Source organism: Acidobacteriota bacterium (assembly GCA_016715115.1).
GTDB lineage: Bacteria > Acidobacteriota > Blastocatellia > Pyrinomonadales > Pyrinomonadaceae > JAFDVJ01.
Genome location: JADKBM010000016.1, coordinates 1,415,967 through 1,432,586, shown reverse-complemented (window position 1 = coordinate 1,432,586; position 16,620 = coordinate 1,415,967). Strand labels below are relative to the sequence as shown.

Here is a 16,620-nt window from a genome sequence, read left to right as displayed (position 1 = left end):
TCGATCCTCGAATCAGTCACCCGAAACATTTTCTTGACATCGTTTAACCAAATTGTTCATAATTTAAGGGCGGCTTACGATGAAGCCGCCGCGTCTCGTCACCAAAAGGTCAGAATCTGCATCAAACCGTCAGTCTTTTGCCCCGTCTCATAAAGTACTGTGTTTTCAATTACGGAGGAGAAAAATTGTGAATAGTGAAGAACTCGAACGAAGTCTGAGAACCGAATTCGAGAGTTATCTCAAGGATGTCGTTGCCGGTATGCGGCAGGATGTATCCGAGTTCCAGAAGATGGTCGAAACGGAATTCGAAAAGCATAAGTCCCAAATGGATGACGCTTTTCGCAGTTTTCAAGAACGTTTCGCGACCGAAAAGGAACTTGACGTGGCATTCACGGAGACCGTTGTCGAGCATCTTCGCCTTGCCCGCGACGAGGGCGCGCGCATCACCGCGACCGCCTTTGCCGAAGCTGAGGAATTGCAGAAGGAAGAAGCCGCCGCGACCGACTCGTCACACGTTGTGAGCGAGATTCGCGATGCAATTCGCGACATCAGCAGCAAGTCCACTCAATCGGCAATTTTGAAATCGCTCGTCGCACACGCCTCGAACTTCACGCCGCGCGGTGCGTTTTTCATCATCAAGAACGAACATCTTGTCGGTTGGCGCGTCTTCGGAACCGAGGCCAACTCAGACGACAGAACGGTTCGCGAAGTGTTTTTTCCGGTCGGCAGTGATACTTTGCCCGGCGAATCTGTGCGTGAACTGAAAACCGTTGAGGCCGCATTCGGCACCTACGCCGACGATTCGGTGTTCCTTAACCGGCTCGAGTTTGGAAAACCTGACCGGATGTATGCGATCCCGTTGATCGTCCGTGAACGCGCGGTCGCCGTGCTTTACGCGGACTATGGAAACGAAGGTTCGAACGTCAACGTCGAAGCCCTTGAAGCCCTCGTTCAGGTTGCGGGACTGACGGTCGAGATCTCCGCGTCCGCCCGTTCAGCAAAAGTCCATCACGAATCGGAACTGCATGATGAATCCGAGTATTCGAGGTCGATCGGAGATGTTGCGCCCGCCGCATCGATCAATGGTTTCGAAAGTACGGATACAAATTTGGGATCCTCATATTCTTTCACCGAGCCGGTAATCTCCGGAGCACGGGAAAACGCCCGCGACGAGAGCTTTCCGACGACGGAGACGTTCGACGAAGATCGCTATTTGATGCGCAAGACGGTTGACGAAGGGGTCACTTCCGAGCCTGAAACGGTCGAGGAAGACACTTATTCAATGCGCGAAACCGTCGAAGAAGAGAGCTCTTCCGCACCTGAAACAGTTGAGGAAGAGAGCTACTCGATGCGCGAAACCTCCGGATCATATGAGTTCGCGACCGCACCGGAGGAAGTGGCTTCCGCCGAGTTCGATCGGGCTGAGCCGATGTCTTCATTTGACTTCGTGCCGACCGAGGATTTTCCGGCAGCCAGCGAGTTTGAGCAAGCTTCTGAATGGAGTGAGACCGTTTCTGTCCCGGACGATTACGCCACGCCGAAGTTCGAGTCTGCGGAGTTCGAATCGTTCGAACCTCAGAAGTTTGAATCCGAACCCGAGCCCGCCGAGTTTTCGGCGCCCGCCGTCGGCGAGTATGAGTTTGAAAGCGTTCCGTCGGCATCCAACGTTGAATTCGAGTCGACCGCGCCGGTCTTCGAGCCCGCGACTTTTGAAACGGCTCAGTCGTTCGATGTCGAGAATTTCAATGCCGGCACTACGCCGGTCGCTGAAGTGGTTCCTGAGCCAATCGTTGAGGTGGTTCCGGAGCCCGTCGTTGCTGCGCCGGCGAATGTTCGGACTCGCTTGAGCGAACGCAACGTCGATCTTCCGATCGAGGTTTCGGAAGACGAACGCCGTCTGCATAACGATGCCCGCCGGTTTGCGCGACTGCTGGTCTCCGAGATCAAGCTTTACAACGAGCAAAAGGTCAAGGAAGGCCGCGAGGCGAACGACCTCTACGAAAAACTCAAGGAAGCGATCGATCGATCACGGGAGATGTACGACAAGCGCGTTCAGCCGCCGGTCGCCGCGAAGTTTGATTATTTCCATTACGAACTGGTCAGCAATCTGGCGGAAGGCGACGAGGGCAAGCTCGGATCGTCATACGTCGGTACAACTATCTAGTTCCGGAAAACCAGAGCAAAGCAAAAAAGTCCCGTGTCGACGTCGATCGTCGCACGGGACTTTTTCTGCCGTTTGGAAAGCGGCGTCGATCAAGGCAGCCGCACGAGAGGTTAACGAAACACGCGCGAAATACCCGAAAGACAGGATGGACAATTGACATCTTTCGCAAACGCGCAATCTGCGAAAAACGAACCGGTCATCGGCAAAAGAAACTTCGTGCGATCTTCGTGTCGCTTTGTGGTTGAACAGACAGCACGTTCGCGTGATGTTTCGCGAAAAGCAGAATCCCTAAACGCGCAATCTGCGAAAAACGAACCGGTCATCGGCAACAGAAACTTCGTGTGATCTTCGTGTCGCTTTGTGGTTGAACAAAAAGCACGGCCCGAGAATCAGATCACACCTTTCGTCGTCATATGTCCCCACATCCAGGCGCCCGAGCCGGCATCGCCCTTTGAGCCGCCTTCTGTCCCGGCAATACCACCGTGCGTCGTATTGAATTTTCCGGGCACATAGTTGACGCCCGTTTCAAATTTCTTGGCGCATGTCGGAAAGACCGACGCCCAGATCCCTTCCTTGCTAAGCGCTTCCGCGTGATAGCAATTCGTCACATTGCTCGGCACGACGTTCAGGAAATCGGCCGTCGAACCGTCCTGATCTACGGGATCGAACAAGAAGAGTGCGTCGATATTGCGCCCGAACCCCGAATTCTTCAGGTCGATCGCAACCTGAACGCAGGCCGCTCCGCCGCGACTCCAGCCGACCAGATAGATCGGGCCCGAACCCGCACGAATAAAACTCGTCGCGTTGTCGGCCATTGTCCGGATATTGATCGAGCTCAAGCTCCAGGAGATCGTGGCCGGTCCGGGGATATACAGTTTGGACGATTCCTTCGTTTGTTGGTAAGCGTTCCAGACGTAATACTTGTAGTTGTTCTCGCCGAGGATCGTTGGCGAACTACCTTCCATCGCAATAAGCATAATCAACTCCTGGTTCTTTGGGTGTTTGGCTAGAAATCAAAATAGATCATTCATCATCGTCTGGCAAACTCCGAAATTCGAGGACGGATAGACTTAGAGCCTCACTCGGTCACCTCAAACTGTACGAATTGGGTTGCGATCTTCACCTTTTCCGTGGCGAGATTGTCGAAAACGATGATCTGCAGCACGTAGTCGCCTGCCTCGATCTTGCCTGCTAGACTGATCGCGCCAACGGATTTCGCCCGCGCGAAATCCGACTGCCCGCCAAGATCAAGCGGGATTTGCTTGCCATCGAGCACGAGTTTTCGATCCCGAAAGACGCGAATCTGAGTTGTGAGATTCGGCCGCTTTGCGCCGTCGAGTCTGGCGTTGTAGATCTCGAACCCATAACGCAGAACGGACCCGCGCTTGAATCGGCGCGTTGAAGTGTCATCCATCGGATCGGTCGTTCCCAATTTGGCGTCCGGTTGACCGTTGACGAAGCTCTTCCATTGCTCGACCGTGAAATTCTCGAGAACGATGCCCGAAATGGTCAAGCGGTTCTTTTTCAGATTGGGAACTTCGATAAACTGCGACGCCGAACCGACCTTATTCGCCTGACTGTCGCGGATCGCGATGCGAAACTGATACGCGCCGGGTTTCTTCACCGGAAAAGTAAAATGATAGACGAATCCGTCCCGCTGAATCTTCTCATATCCGAGAGCGTTCGTGCGGAGCGTGTAAGTCTTTGAGATCTGATCGACCGGCTGGCCGTTGTCGCCAAAACTCACGGCGAGAACATCGAAGACAGCTTTTTTGACGCCGTTCGGTTCATCCGTGAACTTCAGATCGTCGGCCTTCACGTGCAGCAATGAACGGACATATGTCCCCTGTTTTTCGTCGAAGCCAAAGAGCGTGTTGAGCCGGAGCGAAATGTCATTGACCGCGAACGGCGAAACGAGCGCCTTTTGGATCGCCTGAACCGGAGTCTCGGCCGTCGTCGCTTTCGGCGTTTCCTCACTCGCGACGTTGATGAAACCGCTGCGGTAGCGAACCTTGACGCCGGGCCGTTTGACGCGGACGTCGAGTTTGTTGAATTTGCGTTTTTGCTTGTCGAACGTGTCGTCGTCCGGTTGGTAACCGATCAGATAATAGCTTTGGTCGTCGAGCACGCGTTTGACACCCTCACTCAAGTCGTTGTTGTTGACGACCGCCATTCCGCCGGTTTCGCGGGCGAGAAAGACGAGGCCCTCCTGCGTGTCGAAAAGTTCGCGGCTGCGGCTTGAGATCGCGTTCCTGATCGAATCCGCGCTCGGCGATACGATCTGGTCCTGCGCGTTGATCCCGGTGGTCTGCAAACCGCGCGCATCGACCGTGTAAAAGACGACAGATGCGCGATTCGCGAGATCGACGAGCTGCCGCATAAAGTCGAAAACCTGATAATTGTCGGTCGTGCCTTGCGTGTCGCGAGGAAATAGCCGGATTCCGTCGGAGAACAGGATGACGGATTTTCGTCCGGGAAGTTCGCCCATCGCGCTGACGACAAAACGCAGCGCACCGAGCGTTCCGACGGCAAACGAAGCATTCCGAAAATCGTCGAAACCGGTCAGGAATTTCTTCTCGTTTTCGATGTCTTCATCCGAGATCGTATCGTCGCCCGCGGCCCTCAGCGTTTCATTTGTGGTCGGTTCGATCGGAGCGAATGCGCCGATGTTTCCGCGTCCGAGCGGATACCACTTAACCTTGTCGATCGCCGCGTAAAGCTGTGCTTTGTTGGACGTAAACTGCTGAAGCGCGCCGATTCCCGCGCTTGTGCGGATGATCGCCACGAGATCGCCGTCGCGCATTTGCTCGTCGACGTATTTCTTGAGCGACCGGCGGACGTAATACGCGCTTTCGAAAGAGAGCGAGAGATCATCGACGACAAGCGCGATCGTCCGACGGATCTGGTCGGAACGGATCTCGACCGGCGGCACGGGAACGGCGATCTTGTCGATCGATTTCACCGGCTCGACCGTTTCGCGAACGCTCGAAAAGAAAGAGAAATTCGAGATTTCCTGTTTTTGTCCGTTTTCGAAGATCTCGAAATCTTCGGCCTTCAGGTCGCTGACGATCTTTCCTTTCGAGTCGGTCACGGTGACGTCGATCTGAACGAGCGTGGTCGTGATCTTGACAACATCGTCCGACGGCGGCGTCGGCGACGGATCCTGAGAAAATGAGATCGAGCACCACAGAAAGAGAAGCAATAGTGAAACTAGAATTCTCATCATTGCGACCTCATCAAGAAAACGGATTCGGATATCGCGCGGTTCTTGGTATTATATAACGAAATCGGTTCTTGCCGTACAATCGTCGAGCCCCGAACAACCGTCGTTTCAGACGAAACGTTTCGAATTCGCGATTGAGTCGGCTTTCCCCGACAAGAATTTCTGGCTGCGAAAACGTCCTTCGCGGATGTCCAGACAAATCCCCGAGACATCAAAGCATCGAACCACCGGAGTTTTTATCAATGCCGAGTCTGATTAGTAAAAAGCATAATGTGAGATCGCTCGTGACGGTCTTTGTTTTTGTCTGCGGACTTCTCGCCGTGCCGTTGACGGCGAGTTGTTCGGGGTTTGGCCCGGAAATGAGCGAGTCAGACGCGCTGAAGGTTTTGCGCGATATGACGCGCGACAACAAATTGCCGCCCGAGGGTCTCGTGCTCGACATCGAAAACCGCTTTTCGCGCGTCCGCGCGGGCGTGTTGGCGAAGCTTCTCCGGGCGCGGATCAAGTTTGAAAACAAAGATTATGAGGGAGCGCAGGCGTTGCTCAACTCGGACATCTTCAAGCAAAAGACAAAGCTTGCCGACTACGCGCTTTGGTTGCGCGGCCGCGCGCTTCAGGGCGCCGGACGACACACGGACGCGATGAACGTCTTTTCGAGTCTGATCAGGGATTATCCGACATCGCTGCGCGTGCGCGAATCGAAAGTCCTCTGGGCGAACTCGGCGATCTCGGCTGGTCAAGCCGCGCAGGTTCCGGCATTCCTGGCCGAATTGAACGATAAAAACCTTGCCGCCGCGCTGCTCGCAACAGCAAGATCGTACGATGCGGCCGGCAATCAGGCCGAGGCGATCCGGTTCTTCCGCCGCGTCTATTTCTTCGGTGCCGGTTCGCCCGAGGCGAAAGAGGGCCGAAATGAAATTGACGCTGCTCGGCCAGTCTCTCGCACCGTTGACCGCGGACGAAGCGGCGACGCGCGCCGACAAGCTTTTCGCGGCGAACAATTTCGCCGATGCGGATAAGGCCTACGCAGAACTGATGCTGAGTTTCCCGAGTTCTTTGAGCGCCGGAGCGCAGTTGAAACGTCTGACGACGCTCGCCAACGTCAAAAAGATGCCCGATGCGGCGCTCGCTTTCGCGTCGATCCCGGCGAACGCGGTTGAAAAAGAGAGCGCCTATTACGAACTCGCGCTCGGTTACGCCCGCAACAAACTCTGGGCCAACGCGAAGACGACGGCCGAGGAAATGCGCGCCCGGTACCCGAACGGGAAGCTGACGCCAAAGACGTTCTTCGATCTTGGAATGGCGGCCCGCGACGCGCGCAACAAGCTCGACGAAAGCTATTTTTTGCGCACCGCGGTCGCGGCCTATCCGAACTCCGTCGATATCGCCAAAGCGCAGTTCGAACTCGCCTGGCTTCAGCACGAAGCGAAGAACTATCAGATGTCCTCGGAGATGTTCACCGAGCATCTCGCGCGATATGTCGACAAGGATTCGACGAATCGCGGCAAGGCCGGTTACTGGGCGGCCCGCGATTCGCAACTCGCCGGAAAGATCGACGCCGCCTGCGCACTTTATGACGCCGTCATCTATCGCTATGGAGCGAATTGGTACGGTCATCTTTCGATCCAGCGGATCTCGGCGCTTCGGTCGCAAGGAAAATGTCAGGGAACGCCGAATTTCCCGGCCGGATCGCTCATACCGAAGGCGGCCGCGAATCTGAAGATCGTTACCGTCGCGGCTGAAACTGCGGGGGAACGCGAACTCGAGCGCGCCGAAAAATCGGACGATCTGAGCGTCGTCGGACTGTTCGAATGGGCGATCGACGAACTGAAGGAAGCGCGCCGGACGACGCCGACCTCGCCAAAGATCAATCTCGCGCTTGCGCGCCATCATCGTCTGAAGGGCGAACAGGCTCCGGCGCTGCTCGCGCTCGCCAAGAGCTATCCCGATTATGCGCAGATGTTTCCCGAGGAAATGGGCCGCGAGGAATGGGACATCTTCTATCCGCTGACGAATTGGAACGACATCAAATACTGGGCGGCGCAACGCCGGCTCGACCCGTACCAGGTCGCCGGCTTTATCCGCCAGGAGACGATCTTCGACCCGCGCGCCAAATCGTCGGCGAACGCCTACGGAATGATGCAGCTGCTGCTTCCGACGGCGCGGGCGGTCGCCAAAAAGTACAATCCGGAGGTCGGAACGGTGACCGTCGATATGCTTTATCAGCCGACGCTCAACATTGAACTCGGCACGGCGTATATCCGCGATCAGTATGACAAGTTCGGCCGCGTCGAGTTCGTCGCCGTCGCCTACAACGCCGGTCCGGGACGCGTGCCGCAATGGACCGCGACGCTTCCGGCGGAGATCGACGAATTCGTCGAGTTGATTCCGTTCAAGGAAACAAAGGGCTACGTCCAGGGCATCATCCGCAACACCGCGCAATATCGCAGGCTCTACGACGAGAACGGCAATTTCAAGCCAAACGTCGGGACGCGCGTCCTGCGGGGCGAGATCGACTCGAAACCGCGCGACCAGTTCACCGCCGAAAATCCGGACGTCGTTCTCGACGACAGCCGGAACGGCGAGTGATGTGACAAGCGTCCCCGCACTGGAGCGCAAGCGTCCCCGCTTGCAATGAGCGCGGAGCGCGAAAAAGCGGTTTGCCGTCAGGCGCGTCGGATTTCAAAGGCCGCTACGGCGTTCTACGCCGTTTGCAAGCGGGGACGCTTGCGCTCCAATCAGATTGCGCTCCAGTCATTCACTCGAACCTGAACCTCTTCGGCGCGACGACTCCTTTGGCTTCCTCGTTGTAGTAGTCATACACGACCGATGCCGGGGTTTGGGCGTTGATCGCGTAGCGCGGCTTGAACGAGAAGCCGAATTTCGTTCCGCCCGGTTTCGCCCACATATAGACGATGATCCGGTCCGGCAAAACTTCGTAACGACTGAAGCTCCAATCATCTTTGAGCGCCTTGTCGAGCGTCTCGCGCGAGACGTCCGCGCCGGGCGGGATGCCGATCTCCGCAAGCAGCATTCCATAACCGCGGAAGCCGATCCGTTCGGCCTCGACCGAGCAGGTCACCTTATCCAAGATCTTCCCGGTCAAAGTGTCGCACGCGTAATCGAGCCTGATCGCGCGTGAATCGTTGAAGTTTTGGTTCGTCGAAGCCGAGTCCTTCCACGGAATATAATGCGAACGGACGAGCTGCGCCATAATCTGCGAATCGACCGAACCCGTAACGCCGATCTGGACGCCGGGCTTGATCTGGCCGGTAAGGTCGATCGTCACCGGTTCGATCTGATCGGCCGGAATGTCGATCGTTCTCAGAGTTTCGCCGCCGATCGTGACCGTCAGCTTTTGCGCCGAAGGTTTCGACAGGGCAGCAAGAAATGCGTCAAGTACGTTGATCGTCGTCTGCGTCGAATGCCAGACGCCGTAGCGGTCCTTGTTCTTGAGCAGGAACGTCGTCGCCTTGGGGATTTGATCTTGGGACTTCGATCTTAGATCTTGGTTAAGAGTTTGCGATTGCTGGAGCCGAACCAACAACTGCAAGACGAGCGCCGTCGTCTCGATCCTTCCCGGCGTTCCCCAACCGTAAAACGGCGTGTTTGTTTCAAGATTCCAATAAACGGTTTGGCCTTCGGATTTGGCGAGCGGCACGAGTCTTTCAGCCGCCTCGCGCGCCGCGTCCGTCTCGCCGGCATCGAGCGCCGCAAGTCCGTAGAGCGCGAGCGTGTACGGCTCGTCGATCTCGGCGATTCGCGTCTTGAGATATGCGAGCGCTTTCTTCAGCGCTTCGACCGACGGTTTCGAGTCGGACCGCGTCATCGCCAAAGCCCGCGCGGCGTAGGTCGTCAGCATTTTCGTCCGGCGGAAATCCTCTTCTTTCTCCCAACTGTGTTTTTTCGTCCAACTGCCGTCCGCGCGCTGCTGTTTTATCAGATACTCGCGCGCCTTTGCGATCAACGACTCGTCAACCTCGACAAACGCCTTCGCATCGGTCAGGAACCGAAGCGAATATGCCGTCAGCGCGAGGTCCGACTCGGACGTGCCGCCCCAATACGAAAAGCCGCCGTCCGACGATTGATAACCGACGAGACGCTCGTAACCGCGCCGGAGATTTTTCAACGCCCGCGTCTCCAGTTTGGATTTCGGATTTGTGATTTGTGATTTGGGATTCATCCCGGAACCAAACTTCAGAATCATCAGATTCGGATATGTCGACGAAATGGTCTGTTCGCCGCATCCATACGGTCTTTGCAGCAAGCCTTCGACGGATTCCGTGACGTGCGCCATCTGGTTCGGGAAGATCTTGAGCTCGGCCTTCTGCGTTTTCGCGAGCGCGTTGGCGGGGAAGTCGAGATCGAACGCCGCCGAACCGTTGAACAGACTGGATTCCGCGCGGACGATCTCTTCGCCGTCGGGCCGCACGGTGACCGGCTTTTCAATTGCGTCTGAGTCGGTTTGCGCGACCGCCGTGACGCGCTGTTTGCCGTCGGTGACCGCCTGATTTGCTTTGAATCCGAAGGTCGCGTTGGCGGACGAGTTTGTCGGGACTTCGACGGTCCGCCGGCTTTGATTCGGTTCGATGAACGCGAACCAATCGGCGCGATCCATCGTGACCTCGACCTTTTGCGTCTGCGGCGTATAGTTTCGAACCTGCGCCGGCAAAAGAATCTCGTCGCCGACGGTCAGGAACTTCGGCGGATCGAGGTCGACGAAGAACGGCTGGAAGGCCTTGACGCTCGTCTCGGCGAACCCGATGCGCCCCTGTTTGTCGGACACGACGGCGTAGATCTTCCACGTCGTGATGTTATCCGCGAGGCGGTAGCGGATCGCGATCTTGCCGTCCTTCTCCGTCACGATTTCCGGAACGAAAAGAAGCGTTTCCGGGAAATACTCGCGAAGGCGCGGCGTCGCGCGCACGGGTTCGGCGCGCGACGGTCCGCCTCCGCCGCTTTTCGTGACGACCCGAACAATCTACCTTAAAGCCATTTTCGCACCGCCGCCCGTCGATTTCAAATCCTGTCACTTTGCGGCGACAAGGTCGCCAGCGAAAGAACGCCACCCGGAGATCGTCTTCGGCATGCCCGGGAAGATGGTCCTTGTAATCGTTGTTGAGACCATGGTCTCGGTCGCGTCGATCGTCACGTTGGTTCCGGCGAAAACCGTCACGACCTCGTTGACCGCGCCCGCCTCGAGTCATACGTTGACCTCGGCAACAGTTGTTCCGCGCCGAGATCAATCTGGTTGACGACTGTGTCCTTGAAATTAGGAGCTCTGACACGGACCGAGTACTTTCCGGCTGGCAGTCCGGTCCTGAGATACGTTCCTTCGGTGTTCGACGATGCGAGGTATTCGGTGCCGGTTCCGCTGTTTACGACGCGAACTTCGGCGTTCGCAACGAAGGCCTCGTTGACGTCGGTAACAACTCCAAAGATCGCGCTCCGTCCATTCGCGAAAACTGTCTTCGGAACGGTGATCTTCGGTTTCGAATCGTCCTTCGCCTGTTCGGACAGAATTCCGGAAAAGGCCGCGATATTGATGTCGTAATAATCATCCTTCGTGCCGTTTTCACCGAGGCTGAGTATTCGAAACGTCCCGATCCGGCGCGTGACGGGCGTGATCGAAAGCGTCTCGCGCGGCTGCTCGCCCTGCTTCGCGACATTTTCGATCGTGACCCGGTCGGCGAACATCGATGTTTCTTCGTAATTGAAATAATAGGGCCGTCCCCAACCGTCGCGGAGCGCTTGAGATCGACGCCTTTGCTCTTGATCAAAGCGAGAAACCCCGCCTCGTCTTTGGGAAACGTCTTCGTTTCGGCAACATAGCGGGCTAGTACTTCGTCGATTTTCGCTTTTTCGAGATCGGCGAAATAGTCGGAGTAATAATTTAGGACATAGAAATTGTCGTAGTCCTCGTCCGGTTTCTCGCCATCGCTTTTTATACTCGTCCTGAAACTGCGGTTATCGACCCCGAATTCGAATCGGTAAGGCCGTCCCCAACGGTCGATCAGAGATTCGAGTGAGATGCCTTTTCAGCAAGCGCCGCGCGGAGCGTTTCGGTGTCGCGAACGAATGCCCCGGTTCGGGTTTCATAAGCCTTGATCGCCTCGACGATCGCGATTCCCGACTTCTTGAAGTAGTCGAAAGAGATGCCGGCTGCGCTGAAGTCGTCAAGGTCGCCGAATTTCTTGTTCGGTCCGCCGGAAAGATCGCGATCAAATTGTCGCCCCTGCTGACCCAAAAACTGCGCCTTGAACGGCATTCCCCAGGGATCGCGGAAGGCGTCAAAGTCGATTCCGGCTTCGCCGAGGATCCGCCGCAAACCGATGTCGTCGGTCGGATGATTGAAGTCCTTCTTGAAACGATCTTCAAGCGCCTTCGGAAGCGCTTCGAACTGCTTCTTGTGCCGCTCGCTGAACTCGTATTCGGCCTTGACGGAACCGCCGCCCGAAGAGTCGTAATCGACCGTCCAATCGAAGAACGCATCTCGGCGAAGAACTGCATCCGCGGCGTGATCTCGGCATCCGCCAATTCATTCCAAGTGTTGCCGTCAAATCCCCGGAGGCTCGCAAAGATGTCCGGCGCATCGCTTGAACGCGCGTCAGTCCGGGCGCGTTCCTCGACCGCCTGGTCGACGACGACGACCCCGAGCGCGGCCTGCGCCGACTTTTGTCAAAGCCCGCGACCTCGAAGCCCAGTCCGGCCTCTTCGTTCGGTTGGTACGTTTCGCGTTCGGACTTCGCGGTGACCTTCAAGCGGCGCGGGTCCGGAAAGACGACGCGCCACGCGCTTTCGGCGTCTTCGTCACCGCCCTCGATATTGGCCGCGATCGTCAAGAACCCCTTGAATTCCGGACGAAAGGGCACCGCAGCGATGCTCGACCGTTCTTTGTTTTGACACGGTAAGATACGAGCGTCGAAGATTCCTTGAGAATATCGACGATGATCGATTCTGACGCTTCGGACGAAAGCAGTTCGATCTTGAGCGATTGGCCTTTGCGATAGATCGAACGGTCCGTCGTGACCTGAATCTGCTGTTCGTCTTCGTCCAGTTCGTAATCGAATTTTTCGGTTCCGGTCCGGTTTTCGGCGTCGCGCGCCGCGATTTTGATCTCGAGGTCGTCATAGGTAATTGTCGTCGGCGCGTTTCGGAACCAAGAACTCGGTCTTTCCGGCGCCGTCCGCGCTTGTCCGGAACGTTGCGATCGGCCGCGTTGCCGATTCATCCTCATATTTTCCGGTGACCTCGACATCGCACGCGATCGGTTTGCCGTCCGCGGTGAATGTAGAAACGTAGAGCCGGTAAGGGATCTTCGGACTATGATCGGAATAGCGGCGGGCCTTGTTGACGTAAACGTGGATCGGTTCTTTCGAGATCCGCAGGTCGAATCGTTTCTGCTCGGTCCGGTTCGTCGATGAATCGGTAAAGTATGCGGTGAAATTCAGATCTTCGAATTTCGAGTCTTCGTCGTCCTTGAACTTATCCTGCGCCGGGCCGAGGTCGATCTTCGCCTTGTATTTGCCGTCGGCGTCGGTCGCGCCGGCGTAAACGGCTTCTTCCTCGATGTCCCATTTCTGTTCGCGGTAATTCCAGTTGCGGCTGCCTTCGCGGACGACCTTGACCGTGCCGGATGCGACCGGTTTTCCGAAAAGATACATCGCGTCGACCCTGACCTCGGCCACGCGTTCGATTGGGAAGATAGAAATCTTTGTCAGGCGATGTCTTGCACGACGAAGTTCGGCAGTTCGTAACGTGAAACCTTGAATGATTGGCTGTCCAACCGGAATTCGGCCTCGTCCGAGTCCGCCTCGACCGAATAGGTTCCGAGTTTGGCGTTCGGCGGGATTTGCCAATCGATTGCGGCGATGCCGTATTCCGGAAGTTTTGACGATTTGGCGGCTTAAGACAGTGCCGTCCTCGTCTTCGACCGAAAGCGTCATGTCGAGCCCCGATACGATGGTTATCGACGAGTCCTTCAGTTTCTCGCGCATCACCAGCGCGCGGGCGTGGAACGTCTGACCGGGCTGGTAGATCGGTTTGTCGGTAGTGAAATAGACGTTCGTGCGCTCGTTGCGGGCATTCGGACTCCGTGTCGCCCGTATCCTTCAGCCCGTTCTTTTGGCCGGTGACATCGATGTCGGTGCCGGAATACTCGCTGTCGAAACGGATCGAATCGGGAATCAGGAAAACGATTTCCGCAAAGCCGTTCGGCATCGGTGCGGCCTTCGCCCTTGAGAACGAGTGTGTCGTCTTCCTTGTCGGTTTCCAGTTCGATCTCCAGCTCGGCAGTGACATCGACATCGCCGACCGCCTTTTTGGTGATCGGATGATAGGGAATTGATGCGAACCGGAAACCGTGCGCCGGCGTGGATCTCCTCGATGTTCGCGAGCCGGAGCGTAAAAAGTTCCGGGATGATCTCGGAGACCGAGACGATGCCATCGAGCGACGTTCCGCCCCGGGAGATCGAGTAGCGTATCCGCTGCCAGATCAGCTGGTTGACGGTGGCGTCGGCGTCGATCCGGAGAGCGGCTTCGATCTTGTTGGTTCCGCTTTTTAGTTTGTGAGCCTGAATTCGTTTGGTCGAGAATCTTATCCGTTGAATCCAGCAGTTCAACCTTACCCGGGCGTCGCCCGCCGCGCCGCTTTCGACCGGAAGAGTGACGGTCATCCGGCCGGTCTCGGTTACGGCGGCAATAGTCGATTCGTTGATCTTAATTGTCTGCGCGTTGGCCGTTCCGGCCAGGAATCAAGGACAATCCGACTGCGAGGAGATATTTCACGCTCATTGATTAACTCCGATTTCCGAAGGACCAAATTAACCCGCTTGAACTTGCAAAGTGTGATGAGGCGAGAGAATTGAATGGTTGCTTTTACAGTGCAGAGTGCAAAGTGCAAAGTGCTTAGTCGCGCTTTCGAACTATGCACTTTGCACTCTGCACTTTGCACTGATTCCGCTCTGCACTCTAAAGGTTCTTCTCAACGAAGTTCGTCATCATCTGATACATATGCTTGGCCTGTCTCGGATTGACGACGCCGTGGCGTTGGGTCGGATATTTCATAAATTCAAACTGCTTGCCGGCTTTCTGAAGCTCGAATATCAGTTTGGTCGCATTCTGCATATGAACGTTGTCGTCGATCGCGCCGTGAATGATCAGAAGTTTGCCGTTCAGATCCTTGGCGTTGGCGATGACCGAACCCTTGGCGTAACCGTCCGGATTGTTCTGCGGCGTCCGCATATAGCGTTCGGTATAGATCGAATCATAGAGCGCCCAATCTCCGACCAATCCGCCGGCGATGCCCAGCTTCAGCGTCTTCGTGCGGGTCATAAAATAACTCGTCATATAGCCGCCGTAGCTCCAGCCCCACATTCCGAGCCGCTCGCCGTCGACGTATGGCAGTGATTTCAAAAATGAAAATCCGTCGTCGAGATCCATCGTCTCCGTCTGGCCCATCGATCTGTAAACCGGCCACGTCGATTCGACGCCCTTGCCGCTCCCCGTGCGGTTGTCGCAGACCCAAATGATGTAACCCTTTTGCGCCAGCATCTGGTGCCACATCAAACGGTTTCCGCCCCACTGGTTTCGGACCTGCGGCGCGTGCGGTCCCGAATACGTGTAAGCGAAGACCGGATACTTCTTGTTCGGATCGAAATCGGGCGGCAGAATGCGCATCGCTTCCATCTCGAATCCGTCGCGCGTTTTGACCTTGAGAAACTCCGGTTTGCCGAGCTTGTAGGCTCCGAGGACCGGAACCTTGTTTTCGTCGAGCACCTTCTCAAGCGTCCCGTCGGCGCGGTAGAGACTGGTTTGCGGCGGCGTGTTGACATCGCTCCAGACGTCGACGAAATGCGTGAACGTCGGGTTAAAACTCGCGCGGTGCGTGCCCGGCGTGTTGGTCAAACGCGTCATTCCCGATCCATCGAGTTTGGCGCGGTAAATATGCGTGTTGATCCAGTCGTTGCCCTCGCCGATCGCCGAGAAATACGCGAATCCGTTCTTCTCGTCGACGCCGTAAAATGACGAGATCTCCCAACGCCCGTCGGTGATCTGGCGGATCAGTTTGCCGTTCGAATCGTAATGATAAAGATGTTTGAAGCCGTTTCGTTCGGACTGCCAGACGGCAGTGCCGTTGCTCAAAAACTCAGGATTGTCGATCGCTTCGACCCACGCCCTCGTGCGTTCCGTGAAGAGCGTCGTCACCTTGCCGTTGGCGTCGGCCGAGTTCAGATCGAGAAACGTCTGTTCGCGGTCTTGCGCCTGAAAGACCACGGCCCGCGAGTCCGGCGACCAGGCGACGCGCGAGATCAGAAAGTTCTTCGGATCGTATTTCTTGAGATCGACGAACTTCGCGACGTCGCCGAACCGGACCATCGGTCGCGGGATCTTCGCGCCGACTTTCGGAAGTCGGCCGATGTTCGGAATGATGCTCGTTTTGGTGACGTCCGCAATTCCCAGCGTGACCAGCGGATTCGGATCGCCCGCTTGCGGATAGTCGGTGTTCTCGACCCGCTGATCGGTTTCGGTGTCGTCAACCAGAACGAATTTCGGGACCGTCGATTCGTCGGTGCGAAGGAACGCGATCTTCGTCGAATCGGGCGACCACCAGTAGCCGCGCTTGTTGCCGCGTCCGTAGAGTTCCTCTTCGTAGACCCAGTCAAGATAGCCGTTGAGGATCTTCTCGTCGCCGTCGCGCGTCAGTTGATTCGACTTGCCCGTCGCGAGCGTCACGACGTACAGGTTCATCCCGCGAACGAACGAGACCATTTTGCCGTCGGGCGAGAAATCGCCTTCGAGTTCTTCCTCGACCGAAGTGTCGGTGATCTTTTTGACGGTTCCGGCGACGATGTCATAGATCCAAAGATCGTTGTTGTGATTGATCAGGATCGCCGTCTCGTCCTTGTTGAACTGCGGGAGCGCCTGGCCGATCTTGTTGGCTTCGTCGAGCGTGAATCCCGGCGTCTGCGTCAGGATCGAGACGAGTTTTTTCGAATCGTAAAGCGGCGAAGTCTGCCCCGTCGCCGGGTTGACGCGCAGCATCTGGCCGCCCACGAACTGAAGATACGACGCGCCGTCCTTCGACCAGCCGCGGATCTGTATCGGACGGCCCGAAAACGGCACACGCTTTTCCGGATCGAAAATGTCGTCGATCGAAAGCATCCGGTCCTGCGCGTTTGCGAACGACGCGAAGACGATTATTGCGATTAGAAGAAGATTGATTTTTTTCATA

Annotated in this window: 13 protein-coding genes; 5 read left to right on the top strand and 8 right to left on the bottom strand. The window is 56.4% G+C overall.

Features of this window, described 5'->3' with window-relative positions:
- Positions 1-187 precede the first annotated feature (187 nt).
- Positions 188-2,164 (top strand): hypothetical protein, encoded by a 1,977-nt coding sequence (locus IPN69_24135; GenBank protein MBK8813800.1) that lies wholly within the window; start codon positions 188-190, stop codon positions 2,162-2,164.
- Positions 2,165-2,553: 389 nt separating this feature from the next.
- Here the strand turns inward: IPN69_24135 and IPN69_24130 are convergent, their stop codons facing one another.
- Positions 2,554-3,141, bottom strand: coding sequence for a hypothetical protein (locus IPN69_24130; protein ID MBK8813799.1), 588 nt, complete (start codon positions 3,139-3,141; stop codon positions 2,554-2,556).
- Positions 3,142-3,242: 101 nt separating this feature from the next.
- Positions 3,243-5,390: a VWA domain-containing protein gene (locus tag IPN69_24125; protein MBK8813798.1), complete on the bottom strand. Its 2,148-nt coding sequence runs from the start codon at positions 5,388-5,390 to the stop codon at positions 3,243-3,245.
- A 239-nt stretch (positions 5,391-5,629) separates the two neighbouring features.
- Between IPN69_24125 and IPN69_24120 the strand changes: the two genes are divergently transcribed.
- Entirely contained in the window at positions 5,630-6,406 is a 777-nt protein-coding gene (locus IPN69_24120; protein MBK8813797.1) for a tetratricopeptide repeat protein, read from the top strand.
- The gene (locus tag IPN69_24115; protein MBK8813796.1) at positions 6,300-7,976 is read left to right on the top strand and encodes a transglycosylase SLT domain-containing protein; all 1,677 of its coding nucleotides are present in this window, start codon (positions 6,300-6,302) and stop codon (positions 7,974-7,976) included. The genes IPN69_24120 and IPN69_24115 overlap by 107 nt, the downstream gene beginning before the upstream one ends.
- Before the next feature lie 169 nt (positions 7,977-8,145).
- On the opposite strand, the gene IPN69_24110 is transcribed toward IPN69_24115, so the two are convergent.
- From IPN69_24110 to IPN69_24100, 3 genes are all read right to left on the bottom strand, one after another.
- Positions 8,146-10,314 (bottom strand): hypothetical protein, encoded by a 2,169-nt coding sequence (locus IPN69_24110; GenBank protein MBK8813795.1) that lies wholly within the window; start codon positions 10,312-10,314, stop codon positions 8,146-8,148.
- Between the two features lie 245 nt (positions 10,315-10,559).
- On the bottom strand, positions 10,560-11,084 hold the full coding sequence (locus IPN69_24105; protein MBK8813794.1) for a carboxypeptidase regulatory-like domain-containing protein: 525 nt from the start codon (positions 11,082-11,084) through the stop codon (positions 10,560-10,562).
- A 316-nt stretch (positions 11,085-11,400) separates the two neighbouring features.
- The gene (locus IPN69_24100) at positions 11,401-11,715 is read right to left on the bottom strand and encodes a hypothetical protein (protein MBK8813793.1); all 315 of its coding nucleotides are present in this window, start codon (positions 11,713-11,715) and stop codon (positions 11,401-11,403) included.
- Between the two features lie 18 nt (positions 11,716-11,733).
- Between IPN69_24100 and IPN69_24095 the strand changes: the two genes are divergently transcribed.
- Complete coding sequence (locus IPN69_24095) at positions 11,734-12,141, top strand: hypothetical protein (protein ID MBK8813792.1); 408 nt, start codon at positions 11,734-11,736, stop codon at positions 12,139-12,141.
- 84 nt (positions 12,142-12,225) lie between these two features.
- Here the strand turns inward: IPN69_24095 and IPN69_24090 are convergent, their stop codons facing one another.
- Together IPN69_24090 and IPN69_24085 are read right to left on the bottom strand one after the other, a co-directional pair.
- Positions 12,226-12,618 carry a hypothetical protein gene (locus tag IPN69_24090; protein ID MBK8813791.1) on the bottom strand — a complete coding sequence of 131 codons (393 nt, stop codon included), beginning with the start codon at positions 12,616-12,618 and terminating at the stop codon, positions 12,226-12,228.
- On the bottom strand, positions 12,515-13,384 hold the full coding sequence (locus IPN69_24085) for a hypothetical protein (GenBank protein MBK8813790.1): 870 nt from the start codon (positions 13,382-13,384) through the stop codon (positions 12,515-12,517). Before IPN69_24085 ends, IPN69_24090 begins: the two co-directional genes overlap by 104 nt.
- 143 nt (positions 13,385-13,527) lie before the next feature.
- Between IPN69_24085 and IPN69_24080 the strand changes: the two genes are divergently transcribed.
- On the top strand, positions 13,528-13,734 hold the full coding sequence (locus IPN69_24080) for a hypothetical protein (protein MBK8813789.1): 207 nt from the start codon (positions 13,528-13,530) through the stop codon (positions 13,732-13,734).
- A gap of 623 nt (positions 13,735-14,357) precedes the next feature.
- Here the strand turns inward: IPN69_24080 and IPN69_24075 are convergent.
- On the bottom strand, positions 14,358-16,619 hold the full coding sequence (locus tag IPN69_24075; GenBank protein ID MBK8813788.1) for a S9 family peptidase: 2,262 nt from the start codon (positions 16,617-16,619) through the stop codon (positions 14,358-14,360).
- Position 16,620: the final 1 nt, after the last annotated feature.

What these genes read in the sequence shown, in the direction of transcription:
- IPN69_24130 (MBK8813799.1), bottom strand. Translation starts at nt 3,141, where the DNA reads ATGCTTATTGCGATGGAAGGTAGTTCGCCAACGATCCTCGGCGAGAAC.
- IPN69_24105 (MBK8813794.1), bottom strand. Translation starts at nt 11,084, where the DNA reads ATGTTCGCCGACCGGGTCACGATCGAAAATGTCGCGAAGCAGGGCGAG.
- IPN69_24080 (MBK8813789.1), top strand. Translation starts at nt 13,528, where the DNA reads ATGTCGGTGCCGGAATACTCGCTGTCGAAACGGATCGAATCGGGAATC.
- IPN69_24115 (MBK8813796.1), top strand. Translation starts at nt 6,300, where the DNA reads ATGAAATTGACGCTGCTCGGCCAGTCTCTCGCACCGTTGACCGCGGAC.
- IPN69_24120 (MBK8813797.1), top strand. Translation starts at nt 5,630, where the DNA reads ATGCCGAGTCTGATTAGTAAAAAGCATAATGTGAGATCGCTCGTGACG.
- IPN69_24125 (MBK8813798.1), bottom strand. Translation starts at nt 5,390, where the DNA reads ATGATGAGAATTCTAGTTTCACTATTGCTTCTCTTTCTGTGGTGCTCG.
- IPN69_24095 (MBK8813792.1), top strand. Translation starts at nt 11,734, where the DNA reads ATGATTGAAGTCCTTCTTGAAACGATCTTCAAGCGCCTTCGGAAGCGC.
- IPN69_24090 (MBK8813791.1), bottom strand. Translation starts at nt 12,618, where the DNA reads ATGAATCGGCAACGCGGCCGATCGCAACGTTCCGGACAAGCGCGGACG.
- IPN69_24085 (MBK8813790.1), bottom strand. Translation starts at nt 13,384, where the DNA reads ATGCGCGAGAAACTGAAGGACTCGTCGATAACCATCGTATCGGGGCTC.
- IPN69_24075 (MBK8813788.1), bottom strand. Translation starts at nt 16,619, where the DNA reads ATGAAAAAAATCAATCTTCTTCTAATCGCAATAATCGTCTTCGCGTCG.